At 61.5% G+C, this 15,911-nt stretch carries 13 protein-coding genes; 5 read left to right on the plus strand and 8 right to left on the minus strand.

Annotated elements, in window-relative coordinates; translation table 11 throughout:
* Positions 1-66: 66 nt before the first annotated feature.
* The 7 genes from VGM51_04045 to VGM51_04075 form a co-directional block, all read right to left on the minus strand.
* Complete coding sequence (locus VGM51_04045; GenBank protein HEY3412214.1) at positions 67-3,222, minus strand: M6 family metalloprotease domain-containing protein; 3,156 nt, start codon at positions 3,220-3,222, stop codon at positions 67-69.
* A gap of 257 nt (positions 3,223-3,479) precedes the next feature.
* The gene (locus VGM51_04050) at positions 3,480-3,683 is read right to left on the minus strand and encodes a DUF433 domain-containing protein (GenBank protein ID HEY3412215.1); all 204 of its coding nucleotides are present in this window, start codon (positions 3,681-3,683) and stop codon (positions 3,480-3,482) included.
* A gap of 211 nt (positions 3,684-3,894) precedes the next feature.
* The gene (locus tag VGM51_04055) at positions 3,895-4,764 is read right to left on the minus strand and encodes a hypothetical protein (GenBank protein HEY3412216.1); all 870 of its coding nucleotides are present in this window, start codon (positions 4,762-4,764) and stop codon (positions 3,895-3,897) included.
* A 419-nt stretch (positions 4,765-5,183) separates the two neighbouring features.
* Positions 5,184-6,086, minus strand: a complete 903-nt coding sequence (locus VGM51_04060) for a DUF2971 domain-containing protein (GenBank protein HEY3412217.1) — start codon at positions 6,084-6,086, stop codon at positions 5,184-5,186.
* A gap of 79 nt (positions 6,087-6,165) precedes the next feature.
* Positions 6,166-6,681, minus strand: a complete 516-nt coding sequence (locus tag VGM51_04065) for a hypothetical protein (protein HEY3412218.1) — start codon at positions 6,679-6,681, stop codon at positions 6,166-6,168.
* A gap of 43 nt (positions 6,682-6,724) precedes the next feature.
* Positions 6,725-7,789: a DNA-processing protein DprA gene (gene dprA, locus VGM51_04070; GenBank protein ID HEY3412219.1), complete on the minus strand. Its 1,065-nt coding sequence runs from the start codon at positions 7,787-7,789 to the stop codon at positions 6,725-6,727.
* Positions 7,790-7,889: 100 nt separating this feature from the next.
* Positions 7,890-8,747, minus strand: a complete 858-nt coding sequence (locus VGM51_04075; GenBank protein ID HEY3412220.1) for a PEP-CTERM sorting domain-containing protein — start codon at positions 8,745-8,747, stop codon at positions 7,890-7,892.
* Positions 8,748-8,904: 157 nt separating this feature from the next.
* Here VGM51_04075 and VGM51_04080 point away from each other — a divergent pair, with 157 nt between their 5' ends.
* From VGM51_04080 to VGM51_04090, 3 genes are all read left to right on the plus strand, one after another.
* Positions 8,905-9,615, plus strand: a complete 711-nt coding sequence (locus tag VGM51_04080) for a prepilin-type N-terminal cleavage/methylation domain-containing protein (protein HEY3412221.1) — start codon at positions 8,905-8,907, stop codon at positions 9,613-9,615.
* Positions 9,616-9,751: 136 nt separating this feature from the next.
* A complete protein-coding gene (locus VGM51_04085; protein ID HEY3412222.1) occupies positions 9,752-10,405 on the plus strand; it encodes a GDSL-type esterase/lipase family protein in 654 nt (217 codons plus the stop codon).
* A gap of 275 nt (positions 10,406-10,680) precedes the next feature.
* Positions 10,681-11,184 carry an RICIN domain-containing protein gene (locus VGM51_04090; GenBank protein HEY3412223.1) on the plus strand — a complete coding sequence of 168 codons (504 nt, stop codon included), beginning with the start codon at positions 10,681-10,683 and terminating at the stop codon, positions 11,182-11,184.
* Between the two features lie 176 nt (positions 11,185-11,360).
* Here the strand turns inward: VGM51_04090 and VGM51_04095 are convergent, their stop codons facing one another.
* Entirely contained in the window at positions 11,361-13,907 is a 2,547-nt protein-coding gene (locus VGM51_04095; GenBank protein ID HEY3412224.1) for a choice-of-anchor Q domain-containing protein, read from the minus strand.
* A 234-nt stretch (positions 13,908-14,141) separates the two neighbouring features.
* Between VGM51_04095 and VGM51_04100 the strand changes: the two genes are divergently transcribed.
* Together VGM51_04100 and VGM51_04105 are read left to right on the plus strand one after the other, a co-directional pair.
* A complete protein-coding gene (locus tag VGM51_04100) occupies positions 14,142-15,368 on the plus strand; it encodes a phage portal protein (protein HEY3412225.1) in 1,227 nt (408 codons plus the stop codon).
* Positions 15,369-15,549: 181 nt separating this feature from the next.
* A complete protein-coding gene (locus VGM51_04105; protein ID HEY3412226.1) occupies positions 15,550-15,891 on the plus strand; it encodes an XkdF-like putative serine protease domain-containing protein in 342 nt (113 codons plus the stop codon).
* Positions 15,892-15,911: the final 20 nt, after the last annotated feature.

Raw genomic sequence — 15,911 nt, forward strand, 5'->3', positions numbered from 1 at the left:
GGCAGTGCCGTTAACGTCTGGTCCGCCGAGGAAACGGGCGGACGTACACGAGGCGCCGACCCCGCGCTATTGGTCCTTTCCCAGCGCAATTCGCAGCACGCGCACCGCGTCCAGCACATCCAGGCGCCCGTCACCACTGAGATCGCCCACCACCATCACGCGGTCCGGCGCCAGTGGAGCCATCAGGCCTCCGGCTATTTGCAGCGCCTGTCGCGCATCGGCGAGGTTGACCGTTCCATCCAGATTCACGTCCCCGCGCCGTCCGATGAAGACGGTCGCTTCGTTGGAAACGGCGCCGTATGCCGTTCGAATGTGATATGTGAACACATCCGCACCGTTGTATCCGGCGTTTGGAGTGTAGGTGAACGCGCCGCTCGGTGAGAGAACCACCGTCCCGTTCAGAGCCTGGTAGACGAGTTCTGCGGAGGCAACATCGGGCCACCCCTGCGGGCCGGAATCGTTCGCGAGGACGCCGGGCGCGGACACTGTCAATGGGGATGAGACGGCTCGCGCATAGCGGTCGTCCGAGGCTGTCACCGGCGGCACAGCGGTATTCCAGACGACCACCGTCCCTCCAGCCGGCGCATCGGTGAGCACCCTGGCGTTCCAACCATACGCCGCGCCGGAATCGCCGGGGTTACCGGTTCCACCGGCGTATCCCAAGCCGCTCTGGATCGTCGCGCCCACCGTGCCGGCGCCTCTTGCGTAGAGACCCCAGTACAACGGGTCCGTGGGAGCGTATCCGGGGGCTTTGAGCCCGTACGCCACTTTGCCGGGCATCACAGCCGAAGCGTCCCACTGGCTGGTACACCATGCCATCCTCGGTGGAGTATATCCCGCTCCCAGCGAGACGAACTCCGCGCCCGGATAGTACCCCTGGGCATCGCGGAAGTCGGGCACGGCCGGGCGGCCCGAAAAGGCCTCGCCGCCGTAGGTGAATGGCACGCTGTCGTTCAAGCTGAACGGCGCATCTCGCATCATGCCATAGCTGGAGAGGTCCGCGGCCTCGTTGGGATACAGCGGCGCGTAGGCGGACCAGCGATACGGCTGGGGATGGGCGTCCACAACAAGCTCGCGGCCCTTAGGACCAAACCCGGGTGGATCTGTCAGGTGATGGCCGACTTCGTTGTCGCTGTAGAAATTGTCGTTGTACCAGACCAACAGGCCGGAGTTGACGGGGCTCATGTCCCATCGCGGTTCGGCCAGGCTTCTGTCGTACCCTCCCGACAGGGTGGCGTTGCGCCATTGCAGATAGAAGTTGTGGCTGAAGCGCTGCCCCCCGTCGTTGACTTCCCACGGAGCGCTGTAGGCCCACGTTGCGGAGGATGGATCAGGTTGAGAATTCAGCAGCGTGGTGAGGCCGGAGGAGATTTGCACGGAGTCCACAAACGGCCCGGCGCCCGTGGTGCTCCAGTCGGTCATATACCAGAATCTCAGGCGAATGCTCTTGCCGGCGAAGGCGCTGAGGTCGAAAGTCTGGTCCGTGTAGGCAGGCCAACCCCCCGACCTCCCGGTGAATCCACCGATGCCGGCCGCTGCGAGGTCGTCCGGAAAACCGTAGGCGCCCCCGATCCAGTTGGGGTCGTGGACCGAGGAGGTGTACGGGTTGATGAGGGTCGTCCACGTGCTGCCATCCAATGATACCTGTACCCACAGGAAGTCCCACGATTGTTCGATATCCCAGGCCATCCTGGCGGTGAGCGTGGCCCCGGCGGCGGGGACGGCCACCGGGGCATTCAGAGTCATCATCCCGTTGGCGAGATCCTGCGCCCCGCCCCACCATTCGTATTGAGCTTCGGGCGTGACCGGCAGCGGTGAACGCCCGTCCGGAAGCGGGATGCGCACGCCGCGGGAAACGCCCGCACCGCCGGGGAAGCCGCTGGCCTGTCCCAACTGGACCTTGTACACGCGATTGGGATCGGACGCCACCACCGGATCCAGCCAGCCCCAGTTGTCCAGGTGCCATGGGTCCATCCCGGTTGGCAGGAACCCGAGGGGGTATCCAGTCCAACTGTTGCACATCACGGTCCAGAATCCCGCCGACGGGTTGCCGCGGTCATAGGCGTAGAGATCCTCGGCGCCGAGGTTGTGGGCGTACTCGTGGGCCAGCACGGATATGCCGCAGTTCTCGGGCATCATGATGTAGGGTCCGGCGACGACCTTCGAGGTCGCGTCCGAATAGACGGTGTACTGCGGGTAAACCGCGGACGAGTGGGACCACATCCCGCCTTCTCCATACGGGGTGGCGTTCAGGAGCGCGGTGGAATCCTCCTCGCCCACTCCGGCATGGATGATCCAGAGGCGATCTATCACGCCGTCTCCGTTCTGGTCGTAGGATTTCCAGTCGAATCCGGGATAGGCCTGATTGACGGCGTCGAGGGCATCCGTGACCAGCGACTGGGCGTTGCCCGCTCCCGGGATAGCGCCGGCCCACGATGTGCGGATTCCACTCCGCGCGCCGGGGCAGGGATCCGCGCCATACCAGTAAACGGAATGCGGCAGCTTCAGCCATCCAACCACGGTGCCGGTGATGTTGTACTGGCCGCCGGAAAGGTCTTCGTAATAATTGCGCACGCTGAGGCCGGTGAAGTCCTCGTTCATCGCAGACCCGTCGGGGCGCGTGTACTGAAATTTCACGCCGTTCCCGAAGATGAGGTCGTTGTACCACTGGGGGTTAAAATCCGGGGTCCAGATGTAAGTGGAGTACTGGTTGGGCGCCGGGATCTGGTTATGAAGGGGTCCGGAATAGGTGTAGTTGGTGGGCCCCGTGATGTTGTTCACCTGGGCGAGCCTGTTGGAGGCGGCGGCGTTTCCGACATCCGCGACATTGCCGGTCCATTCGGCTCCGTTGGCTCTCCCGAGCGGGTCCCATGTGGAGACTCCGGGCGTCCAGGTATAGGTATCCGGGTGCGCCGGGTCGAATTCCACCAGGATAACGAGGACCTTGTCGGTGCCTGTTTTGGCCAGCATGCGCCCTCGCGCGGCCAATCTTGCAGAGCTCTCCGCGGGAGGAGTGCCGGTGCGGGCCAGACTGTCCTGCGCCTCGATAACGGCGCGTCTCTCGCGGGCACGCTCGAAATCGCGGATAGACGGGCGGTCGATGGATTTGGAGAACGCCGGGGTGGCGGGAACCTGTTCGTTCCCATTGGGAGGCGCCGCGACGGCGGCGATCGAGATGAGTGCGGCCGCCAGTGAGAACGCGGCTTTGCTGGAACTGAACATGGAAAGCCTCCCGCGCCGTTGCCCGGCGCAATGCGCTGATGCGCACAGACCGTTGCTATCCATAATTGTAACATGTTCGTCAGGGTTCGGCGATACGAGCGCTCCCTGCGAGTGGATTGGGGGAGGCATGCCCGACCGACTGAAGTCGGTCGCTGCGCTGGGGAATGTCGGCTGAAGCCGATTCGCGAGACCGGAATCGGCTTTGTCCGGTTTCGCTACCGTACGCACCTAGCGGTGATCAGTCCCAACCGGAAGCGCTATGCCTGTCCCGCCAGGCGTACAGCTTCGGCGATGGCGTCACGGCTTATTGCCCCGCGCCATTCCTCCTCGATGGTTTCCCATGCCATGCCGGCCGCCAACTGGTCCAGAACCTGCGAAACCATAATCCTCGTACCCCGGAAAGTGGGTTTTCCGTGGCAGACGTCCGGGTCCGACACGATGAATCGACCGACTACACTCATCAAATCACCTCAACCGTATTATACCGTCCCGCGGCGAATCCTGCCCGTGTCAGCAGTGCGATGACGCCCCTCACCCGTACCCTGCCCGAACATACGCGTTGCCGGGAAGGCGTTTCACCAGTATTTTGATCTCCAGCCAATCAGGGCGCTGGACGCGCGCGGAGCGGGGCAGGCCGTTCTGGATGGGTGCGCCCCGATTGTACAAGATGGCCTAGTCTCCGCGGTGTGAAGAAAGCGCCCAAGCTACGTCAATTGATGGGAGTCCCTGTGCCTGCAGTTCCCACAGACGAACGAGAGACGCAGGTTCGCTGATAAGATCGTACGATAGGTCTCCCAAACCGGCGGCAAGCAGATAGTGCATGTCGTCTGAGAGGTCATCGACGGACTTTCCGTGTTGTTGCAACAGGTGCGCGATAGGTTCGCTGATTGCGACGGCTTCAATGTAGTTCCGTTGTTTCTCACTCTTGGCGTCCATCTGGCCGAAAAGATCTTCCATTACCTCTCCCCTACCCGAGACCATCGAAATGTCACCGAATCTGTCTGATTGGCGCACAGTGGTTCGGTACCCCAAGAGGCGAAACGACACACTCTGAGCAACAGGGCGAGCTAGCAAGCCGTAGACAAGCATAGTACCAATGGAGACCAACCCCTGCAGGATGCCGCAGAGCGTGAAGCAGGAAATGAAATACACGACGCCTATCATGCCCAGCACCGCATCCACACGGCTCTTGGATCGGCCTCTCAGGAACCCGTTCAGAACGGATAGAAAGACCAGCGCGGCCAAGAACGCTTGCATCAAAACGAAGAGCGGGGTGATCTTTGGTGCCGGCAATCCATAATGTTGGACCAGGTAGTGCGCAAGCCACGCGCACAGGCATGTACCCACGACATCGAAAGGGACCATACCAATGGCGTAGCCAATGAACGCAGGGGCTGAGCGCTCTGGATGTCCAGCCGCGGCTGCCGTGCGGCGAAAATGCGCTTTTTGAGACACCGTGTCAGCAGCGAAAATAGCAAGTCCGGCGATAACAGCGGGTTCAAGCCAGGAATCCCTAGCGCTCGCCCCAATGGTGACACCCATGGCGAAAACAAGGACCACAATCTGTAGACACCCCATCCCAACACCCCCCGGAATTGAGCCATCAACCTAGCGCTCAGTTAGTGCTAGGTTATCACTACACCGGTCTTCATCACCGTACTCACATCCCAATAATGGCTGCTCGCCACGCGTTAGGCATGAGGAAGGCGCAGAACATTTCAGATTCTGCGCCGTTCTGCGTGCCTCTGCGGATAATTCTACTCACCCGTACCCTGCCCTTACGTACGCGTTGCCGGGAAGGCGTTTCACCAGTGTTTTAATCTCCAGCATCATCAGCGCTGAGGACGCGCGGGGGGCGGGCAGGCCGGTTTGGGCGATGAGGTCCTCCATCTGAACCGGCGCTAGGCTGAGCGTGTTCCTCTGGAGGCACTTATCGTCGGTCAGAGCCAGTCAATGACTACTCATGCGACTTGCCCAATTTCAAGGTCGTATGTGGTCTCGCTCAATTTGGCCCTCAAGATACGAATGTGGCTCAGGTCACTGTCGATGCGGAGGCTATCGATGATCTCGGCCTGCTTCCCCTGTGTCATTCGCGGACCCAATATCACACCCGTAACAGTCGTAGGCGGCAAATCGAACAAGACGACATCCGGGTCGCTTGCAGATGCGCTGCCATCGGTCAGAAACCTTGGAAGACGCCATTCCTGCTCGTATTGCCAGACTTCAGGTTTGGTAAAAAGAAGCCTTTTCCAAGTCTGTTGTTCATCTTCCATATGCGGAATTTCGGGCCTGCCTTTCATATAATCGACTGGGCGCAAACCATAAAGGGGATTGCCCGTGTCCAGTCCAAACGTGAAAAAAGGATCGGCGGAGTCAAACTCGAATACTATCCCGCGGCCTTCGTCACCATAGTGGCTCCACATCAGGTTGTCGCTTGGATTTTGGGTTAACGAAAGCACCCCTACGCTAGCACGAATGCTATCGACCATGAGGGGCTTCAAGTGTGCTTCTTGGGCCTCGGTTGCCGCAACCCACATCGCCTCGAGGCTATCGTCAAGGAACTTCTCAACGGCGGATGGATCATGGGCTAAGCACCAGTCAAAGAGTTTGACCCTCTCTTCTGCGTCCGCTGGAGATTCCCCGAGCGCCTGAAAGTACGTTCCTAGCTTGGCGGCTCGTTCTGCAGGAGTACCTACCCGCATTTCCTCGAAGTCCCTGGTTTGCTTCTCCCGATCGAGTACTGCGAGAACGAGGGCTTTACCTTCCCAATAATCGTTGAGGAATCTCAATTGCGTGAAGCGGATCTTCCGCGCATGGAGATCGGCGATCCGGTTCGCCTTAGCGTATTTATAGAGAAACATCATACCTCCGGAATCGGAGCGCTCGGGCTATCGTGAACTGCGTGCTAGCCAAAGCTCTGCCGTCAGGCAGTCCAAGAAGCGCCTACCGCGGCGCCCGAAATACGAGCTTTCCACTCCTGTCGAAGAGGAGAATACTGGTCTCTGTAGCAATTGTGCCAAGCGTCGCCCTGACCGTCCCGTTCGCATCACGGAGGAAGATACCGTTGGCACCGAACTTGGCTCCGCCCTTCGGATCTTCATCCAGGAGACCAAGGACGGGGCCTTCCTTGCCTAAGAAGAGGCCGCATCTGGACGCGCCTTTCGCGTCCAGGAAGTTGAGGCTCGGGCCGTCTTTGGTTGTGTCAAGAAATGCTCTGGTCTGTCCATTTTCGTCCATGAGGCTAAGGCGGGGACCATGCTTGTCTGTGGTAAGCACAGCACTTCTCTTCCCGTTTGCATTGATGACTTCAAACCGCCGCGCCCTTACCACGTTCGGCACAGCCGGTTGCGCCGCCACCTTCGCCGTGACCACGGGCACCTGCCAATGTGCCACCGCGAGCGCCCACAAGCCACTCCCCAAAAAACCCAACAATACCTTCGTTGCCAAGTCAGTCTTCATAGCCGTGTCTCCTTGTTGTCGGTCAAGCTTAGCGCATTGCATGTCACCCGTACCCTGCCCGGACGTACGCGTTGCCCGGCAGGCGCTTCACCAGTGTTTTAATCTCCAGCATCATCAGCGCGGAGGACGCGCGAGGGGCGGAGAGGCCGGTTTGGGCGATGAGGTCCTCCATCTGGACCGGGGCGAGGCTCAGAGTATTCATCAGCAGAGTCTCGTCGTCGGTCAGGTCCAGCGGAAGTGGCAGCGTTTCGGCGGGGGCGCTGGGCAGAGCGTGGGTCGGAACGCCGAGTTCGACCAGCACGTCCTCGTAGGTTTCCACCAGCGCGGCGCCGTCCTTGATGAGCTGATGGCAGCCGGTGTTCTTGCCGTTGGTGATGTCGCCGGGCGTGGCCATAATGCTGCGTCCCTGTTCGGAGGCGAACGTGGCGGTGATGAGCGCGCCGCTGGCGACCGGCACCTCGATGCACACGATCCCCAGGCTGAGGCCGCTGATGATGCGGTTGCGCGCCGGGAAGCGCCACGCGTCGGGCTGGGCGCCCAACGGAGCCTCCGAGATGACGGCGCCGTTCAGGGCGATCTCGTCCGCGAGCGGGCGGTTCTCGCCCGGGTAGATGACGTCGACGCCGCTGCCCAGCACGGCGATGGTGCGACCGGCCTTCAGGGCGCCGATATGGGCCTCGGTATCGACGCCACGCGCCAGCCCGCTGACGATTGTGATGCCGCGGTCCGCCAGGTCCTTCGCGATGCGGGCGGCGACGGCGCGTCCGTAGTGCGTGCAGCGCCGGCTTCCCACGATGCCGACCGCCATGCGATCGTCCGGGCTCAGCTCGCCGCGCACGTAGAGCATCACCGGCGGGTCGGCGATGGTTTTGAGCGGGGCCGGATAGGCCGGCGAGGTGAAGGGGATGGCGATCGCACCGACGCGGTCGAGGGCCTCGAGTTCCCTGGAGACGTCGGTCTGGGACTGTGCGGCCAGAAGGCGCTGGCGCGTGTCCGCATGGAGGTCCGCGGCGGCGTTCCTGAGGTCGGAGGGACTGGCATCGCGTATGGCTTCCGGCGCACCGAAGTCTTCCAGCAGCCGGTGGGCTTTGGACGGCGGTAGTTCCAACCGGTGGAACCATATCCAGGCGGCGATGTCCACGGAGATGAGTGTAGCAAGAGGGCGCTCGTGGAAACCACGAACGCCCTCTTGTCTGGGCGTATATTCGTCACGCCTTGCGGCGGCGGAGCGTGCCGATGGCCGGGAGCCCGGCCGAGAGGAGCAGCAAGAGCGACGACGGCTCGGGGATGGTGGGCGTAGTGGCGCCCGTCAGGGAAAAGGCGCCGTTGAACGGGCCCTGATGCGTAATGTCCGTGCCGACCCGCAGCCAATCGGGGGCGAGGTTGCCGTTTCGAATCCAGGTCTGGAGGTCCGGGGTGAAGGGCGTTCCCGGCGGCACAATGGGCTTCGGCGCCGAGAGCCACATGAACTCACCGTTCGGGTTGTTCACTTGAACCTGGGGGACGAAGAAATAATGGTCAGCTGGGAGATCAACGGGCACGTCGAAGGACACATCGAAGAGCGTCTCGACGCCAGTCACCGGGCCCTCGCCGCCCGTGAACTCGCCGGGAATGGGGTTGATGCCGTTCAGGACGGAGTTGGCGGCGGCGAAATTGCCACTGAGGGCCGATGCGTGGAAATGCAGGCCCGCCGTCAGCGCGTCGCGGCTCAGCAAAGCGACGTCCGAGGGCGAGTTGACGCGTGTGGTCACGCGGCCGTCGGGCGGGTTGTTAGAGTCATTCGGGAACACGCGGTATATCTCCACCCGCACATTGCCGATGTCGGCGGACGTTGCGCCGCCGGTGATCAGCCCGGTGAATGTGCTGTGCGTCAGTCGAGTCGGCGCCGCGATGATGAAGTCATCCGCCGATTCGATCTCGATTCTGCCGGTTGAGTCAGGACGCGAGGCCGTGGCGATCAGACCATCCGGACTCCCGGAATTGAACTGGTAGTCCTGGGCGCCGCTCGGCACGGCCGCCAGGACGGCGCCGGCGGCGAATATAACCGCAAGGCGTATTGTTTTCATCAAGATATCCTTTCGGAGTGTGCATACGGCCCAGAGGGATGACACAGATTATAGCGACCGCCCAACCGCGCGACCACAGGCCGTCGCCTACCCACACCGATTGACGCGGTGGTATAATGAATCACGCACAGGCGAGCCGTAATCCGGAGGTACCATGATGAAACGAGCATTCACGCTGATCGAGTTGCTGGTGGTCATCGCCATCATCGCCATTCTGGCGGCCATCCTGTTCCCGGTTTTCGCCAGAGCGCGCGAACGGGCAAAGCTGACAACGTGCCTCAGCAACTTCAAACAGGTTGGCCTCCAATTCAAGATGTACTCGGACGATAACGACCAGAAATTGCCCTACGCCAAGGATCCGTCCGATTCAACGTATTTCGAAGGCAAGTTCGGCAAGCCGGCCATCCCGCTGGTGTGGAACGTGATGAAGCCGTACGGCGGGTCATTTCAACACTGGCGCTGCCCCAGCGACACCGGGTATTTCAGCGCATACACCATCGCCATTGACGACAACGGCGGAAAGAAGGCCGTGCCACCCCGAAAACCGTGGTACCTGTATCACGGCGGCGGCAGCTACTGGTTCAATACGCGACTGGGGGTGCAGCACGGCACCGCCAACGACGCCGGCAAGATCGGCCCGCCCAGTGTGGATTCAATGGGATCCAAAACCACAGCGACCGACATTCCGCTCGCGTATGAACTCGGATTCTGGCACACCCCGGACGCGGGCAAGGACGCCGGCACCCTCGCTCTCAAGGGCCGCCCCATCTCCGTGATGCTTGATGGTCACGCTCAGCAGTATTCAAGCTACGCGGACTGGCGCACGAACAAATACGGCAAAACCGACCTCATCTGCGGAACCTATTGATCCCCGATCGGCTGTCCGCCGCCCGGTCCGGCGGCGGACTCTTTGGCAGCCGCCACCCGGAGGTCGGCTTGACCACCTTCCGCGCACGGCGTCAGCATGCCTTTGAACCCATTTTACCCCGGAGGAACCCAGAGCCATGCCACTTCCCGATCTTCTGCGCGGCGCGCACCGCATCGTTTGCCTCGGCGACAGCATCACCGAGCAGGGTGAAGAGCCCGGCGGTTACGTTTCCCTCATCCGAAGCGCCCTGACGGACCGCGGGATCGACGTCGTGAACGCCGGCATCGGCGGGCATCGTTCCAACGAAATGCGCGCGCGATTCACGCGTGATGTGCTGCGCCACCGGCCGGACCTGGTGACTATCTCCTGCGGAATCAACGACGTATGGCACGGATTCGACGCGTTTCATCCCGATGGCAGCGGTCCTCGGCGTATCGCGCTTCCGGCGTTCCGTCAGAACATACAGGCAATCGTCGAGGCCGCGCAAGGCGATCGCGTGATGCCGGTCATCCTCTCCACCACGATCATCGAGGAGGAAGCCAACAGCAAGGGCAACCTCATCCTGCGCGACTACAACGGGGTGCTGGAGCATATCGCCGCGGTGACCGAAAGCCGCTACATCCCATTGCAGCAGGCCTTTCTGGACGAGATCGCCAACCACCGTCGCGAAACCGGCGAGATCCGGCTTTGGCTCACCACGGACGGCGTCCACCTCAACGAACGCGGCAACGCACTGGTGGCGAAGCTGGTTCTGGAAGGGCTTGGGGGCGGGAACATAGCCATTTCGTAAGAGTGGCGCCCAGCGCGGAGAACGCTCTGTCTGCCTGAGCGCAACTCATCGTAAGTCGACCCAAACGGACGTAACAGCCTGCGCTCGGTTGCCCGCCGACTCCACGGATTACTATCGATTCAGACTGTGTTTCAAGGAGACCGAACTGACCGACTCCGACGCCCTCGGTATCGCTGGTATCGCTAACGGCGATTGCGCAGAGGATGCCCTCGAAAAGCGCCGTAACCTGGCGCGGTTGTTATATTCATCACTGACGATCTGGTAAGGAGAAACGAATGTCCCCGAAGCTTTTCATCTCTATCAGCGCTGTTGTAGCGCTATCGATTGCCGGGTATGCCCAGGCCAGGGCAGCAGAAACCGGTTTCGCGATTCAGAACGTGTTGACCGGTAAGAACCTCCGGCCCTTTGATGCCGGTTCGAGCGACGGCAACAAGATCGTTCTGTATGATCACAGCAATTGGAAGTGCATGACGTGGAAGTTCGAGAAGGTTTCGGCCGATACCTTCCAACTGAGGAACCTCTTCACGGCGAAGACCATTCAGCCGACTTCAACGCCTAAGGCAGGGGTTGCACTAGTACAACAGCCTCTGAAGAAGGGTGCGCCCCAACTGTGGGAGTTCCTCAAGCAGCCTGGCGGAACGTACCTGATTCGCCTCAAGGGGACCGCGCTGTTCGTCTCGACCTCGTCCGACAAGACCAATTCGGCCATCGTTCTCGACACCAGGCGAAAGGACAAGAGCCAGGTGTGGCGAACGATAGAACAGAGCCCCCTAATGTAGGGACCGTGATGGACTTTCCGGCTGTAGATCAGCGTGAGGCATGCTGAGCGCACCGACGAAGAGCCGGTCCTGAGTTTGACCCAAGCGGAGTCGAAGCACAATGGCTTTTTCGACTCCGCTTGGGTCGTAAACAACGGGCCAATGATGCATCGGATTCTCGTTTGCTTGTAGCCTTCTCAGATAGCCGGCACGGAGTACAGCTGTCCGGCGGTGGTGGCGATGATGAAGCGGTTCTGGACCGCGTCGTAGACGGGACCGCCGGCCGGGGGACCGGTGAGGGTTTCAATGCTCCTGGTTGAGGGGTTGGCCAAAGAGACCTGCTGTAGCGTTCCGTTTGCCGTGCCGAAGGCCATCACTCCTCGCGTCGCCAGCAGCCCGGTGATGGAGGCGTTCGTTCCGCCGTCGAGGAACAGGCTCTTCGATCCGGTGGCCGCGTCCAGCTTCCAGACCTTGCCTGTCGCGGAACCCACGTACACTGAGCCAGCGTTCAGGAACGGGCCGGCGGTGACGGCCTCTCCCATCTTCACGGAGCCAAGCGTGCCAAACGCCATGTCCGCGCTCATCGTGATGCCGTTCACCTTGTAGACGGTGCCGCCTTTGGTGGCGACATAGATATTCTGGCCGTTCAGGAACGGCGCCAGCGCGTCCTCGCCCGGTGCGAAGGAGGCGCGGACCGTCAGGGTGTCCTGGTTGAGTACCGCCAACGACCCAAGCACGTTACCACTTGCGTTGACGTAGGCGTAGCGTGGGTCGATGGCGGCGGAACGGTCGATGATGGCAGTCGCCGGTGACGAGCCGAGGCAAGGTGAGACGTACTTCGTGTCCCCGGTGACCTCGTCCAACTTGAACAGATAGCTGGCAGCATTGGTTGTGCCGAGCCCCAGGTCCACGTAGACGCTTCCGTCCGGCGTGACGGCCGGAGTGGACATGGTTGGGCCGTTAAGAGACGTGGTGGTCCAGGCGACCTTCCCGTCCGGCCACAACTTCACCACGTGACCGAGGTTTGTGGTCATGTAGATGGCTTTACCCGCTTTGCCGTAGTAAACTGCCGGGCGGGAGTTGAGCCGCACGAGAGTACCCACCGTCGCACTTATGTCCACTGGGAAGCCGGATATCGTGTTCAGATCGGGGCTGGTCAACGCGTATAACTTGCCGTTCTCCCCGGCAACGTAGACCACGCCGTCGATTGCCGTGGGTGGCGCCGCCGCGTTCGCGCCAAGAGAGATGCTGGTCGTTGACGCTACGACTTCATATGCCCCGATGTCCACGTGCGCGCCTCGGATCCTGGGGTTGCCGTCCAGGTCCGTCTCTCCCGCAGACACAGCGGAGTCGTCACCAGCGTCGATGCAAGGGGAACCGGCCTTGAGGTGGAAGTCGCCGTTAGCGCGATCCATGAACAGCGGGTCTGCGATGATGTCCGTTGATCCGGGCGCGGATGCCTCGCCGAATATGTCGTTGCGTGAAGTCGTGACACCCGATAGCGACAGAGGCCCACCATTTGCAGCGATGATGTTGTTTGCCAACACAGATCCCGCGGCGGCCCGCAGAGCGCCCCCACTAGCGCCTGCACCGGTATCATATGTCGCTGAATTGCCCACGATCGTGTTGTTCGACACTGTGGCCTGGGCAGCGTCGATTCCGCCGCCAGCGCTCGTGAGGTTGCCAACCACGCGGTTGTCATAGACGAGGTTGTTCCCAATTAGCGCCGTTGGAGAAGTAGTGTAGACACCGCCACCATTAGCGGAACCACTGGGGTATGGCAAATGGCTGCGAAACTCGTATAGGAGCACCCTGACGGAGTTGCGTGCGACGATATTGCCCACGAAGATGAGCCCCGCTCCAGAGCACCGTGCTCCACCGCCACTGCCGCTTGCGGAAACGGCGGTGGTGTTGTAGTTCACGTCTATCGAGTTGTCGGTAATCGCGTTGCCTCGGACGGTGACGTTGGTCCCCCACAGATCCATGCCTCCGCCATATGCCGTGGTCGTCCCCCACTGTGGAAGGTTCATAGGGTTAGGTGTGGTATATCCAGTGGCCCGATTCCACGTTATCTTATTATTCGCAATTACAGCGTTGTTCACAGTACACTCAATGCCGCCGCCGTATTCAGCTGTGTTCGTCGTGATAGTGTTGTTAGCAATGAGTGCATCATTTCCAGTGCAGTTAACGCCTCCGCCCGATGCGGCTTGATTCCAGAACGAATTGCGGCCCGCCGAATACACGGCATTCCTGGTGATTACGTTGTTCGTGATGACCACGCGGTCGGCGTTGCACGATATTCCACCTCCGAAGTTGAGTATCGGCTCGACGTTGCCCACAACCACCGCACCATTTCGGATAGTGAAACCGTCGATGGTCACACCTGGGGAACGAATTGCGACCACCGAACCACTGGAGTTGCCATCCAGGATTGTTGCTTCCGGGCCGAGACTCCGGCCTGAACGGCTGACCTCAGACCCCACAAATCCGCCGTAAAGCGAGACCGACGTTGCCGCGGGAACGATGATATTCTCCGTGTATGTCCCCGTCGCCACCCACGCCTCGTCACCAGCAGCAGCGGCGCTGACCGCCGCCTGGACCGTGGTGAAAGCTGTACCCCACGATTTGCCGTCGTGGACGGTTGCGGAGGCGTTCTTGTTGACGTAGACAACCGCCGCACGGGCGGGGGCGGCCAACAGGAGGGACAGGCCAACGAGCAACCGGACGGTAGAAGATATGCGCATCGCGAACCCCTTTCGATGCATGCAACAAAGCGAGCGAACGACTATCTTGAGGCGGTCGGTAGCGCGGTTGGCAACCAGGCCGTTTCTATCCCTGTATTCTGTTGATTCGGGCCTCCGGAAAATCATTTTCAAGCGTCAAAGGCCGTTTTTGCGAAAATAGTTCAGACAAAAGGGCCTTCTCGCGGGCTAGTAAGTAGAGGCGAAAAAACTTCGCCACCTGAAAGGAGTCCCGCGATGCCGCAAATAGTAGCCAAACGCATCCCGGCGCCGCCGCGGAGCCAGCAGAAAACCGATACGTTTGCCTATGACCGGATGGAGTGCGAAGCGCCGCCATACGACCTGGCCGCCCTGGCGCGCACCTATGAGGAGGACCCGGACGTCTACCTGTGCTGCAACGCCATCGCATCGAAGGCGTGCGGTACAGGCTGGGAGATCACGGGCGACGGCGCAAACACCGAGACTGCCCGCGCATTCTTCGAAACGGGATCACGCGAGCGCCCCCTGATCGAGGCCTTACGCCTCGCGTTCCTGGACCTGAACCTCCTCGGAAACGCGTACCTCGAAGTCGCCAGAGACGGTCGCGACCGCCCGGCCGCGATCTGGTGGGTCCCGGCGCGCGAGATGCGCTGCCGCCGGAACGGAGACGGCTTCTGCCAGCGGACGTCGTCCGATCGCTACACGCTGTTCAACCCGTACACGCCTCGCGCCGAGGACCGCGCCGCCCTTCGGACTTCCGGAGCGTGGCACCGCACGGACGGAGGCGCCTGGGCGAACGAGGTCGTCGCCTTCCGCCTGCCGAATCCCAACAGCCGATACTACGGCCTCCCGCCGGCGTATCTGGCGGCGAAGGACATCCTGGCGGACGCCAGCGTGAAGGACAGCAACATCGCGTTCTTCCAGAACGGCATGATGCCGGACTACGTGCTGGCGGTGAAGGGCGGAACGCTGAGCGAGGGGACGATGGACGAAATCCGCGCGTTCCTGCGCGATGCGCACCGGGGCGCGGACCGGCATCACGGTATGGTTGTGATGGAGGCGCTCCCGTCCACGATGGGTGAAAACGTGAGCATGGAGCTCATCCCGATGCAGCAGGCGACGAAGGAGATGCCGTTCCTGGCTTACCGCCGCTTCGCCATCGAGAACAAGGTGCGGGCATTTCGCGTGCCGATGAGCAAGGCCGGCATCAACCAGGCGGGCCGCCTCGGCGACGCATCCGGGCGCGAGGAGACTGAGACGTTCAAGTCGGAGGTGGTGGAACCGCAGCAGACCATGATAGAACATATATTCGACTGTCTGCTCCGCGACGACTTCCTGGCGCCCGACCTGCGGTTCCGATTCAGGGAACTGGATCTCCGCGATACGGTGAGCCTGGCCGAAACGGCCAGTAAACTCGTGGGCGGCCAACCGGTGCTGACGGTGGAGGAAGCGCGCGCCATGCTGGGGTACCCGGCTGCGAAATAACCACAGAGGAAACGGAGGATCACCGAGGTGCACGGAGGGATGCACGTATGTCATGTTGAGCGCAGCGAAACATCTCAACGCGACGTCGAGATCCTTCGCTGCGCTCAGGATGACAAAATCGGACACTCTGCGTTCCTCAGCGTCCTCCGCGTCCTCTGCGGTAGATCCGGAGAAAGCGGAAATGCCAAAGCAAATCGTATATGGGGAGGTGCTCGTGCCGGACGAGGTGGATGGGCAGGGCGACGTGGTGCGCGCGCCGGAGATCGAGGCCGCGGCTCACCGGTTCCTCGCCGAAAGCGCCGTGGTGGGTGGGATGCACGAGCAATTCAGCGGAGTGGGCCGCGTGGTGGAGAGCTTCATCGCACGAAACGACGATGCGGATTTCGCGCCCGGAGCGTGGGTTCTGGGCGTTCAGTTGGGTGAAGACGCCTGGCGCCGCGTGCAGGAAGGCGCGTGGACCGGCTTTTCCGTGGGCGGCCGGGCCATACGGTCGCCCGTCAACGAGGGAGGGAGTCAGACATGAGCGCGGTATGGGGCACGAAA

It is taken from the genome of Armatimonadota bacterium, from assembly GCA_036504095.1.
Taxonomy (GTDB): Bacteria; Armatimonadota; DTGP01; order JAKQQT01; family JAKQQT01; genus DASXUL01.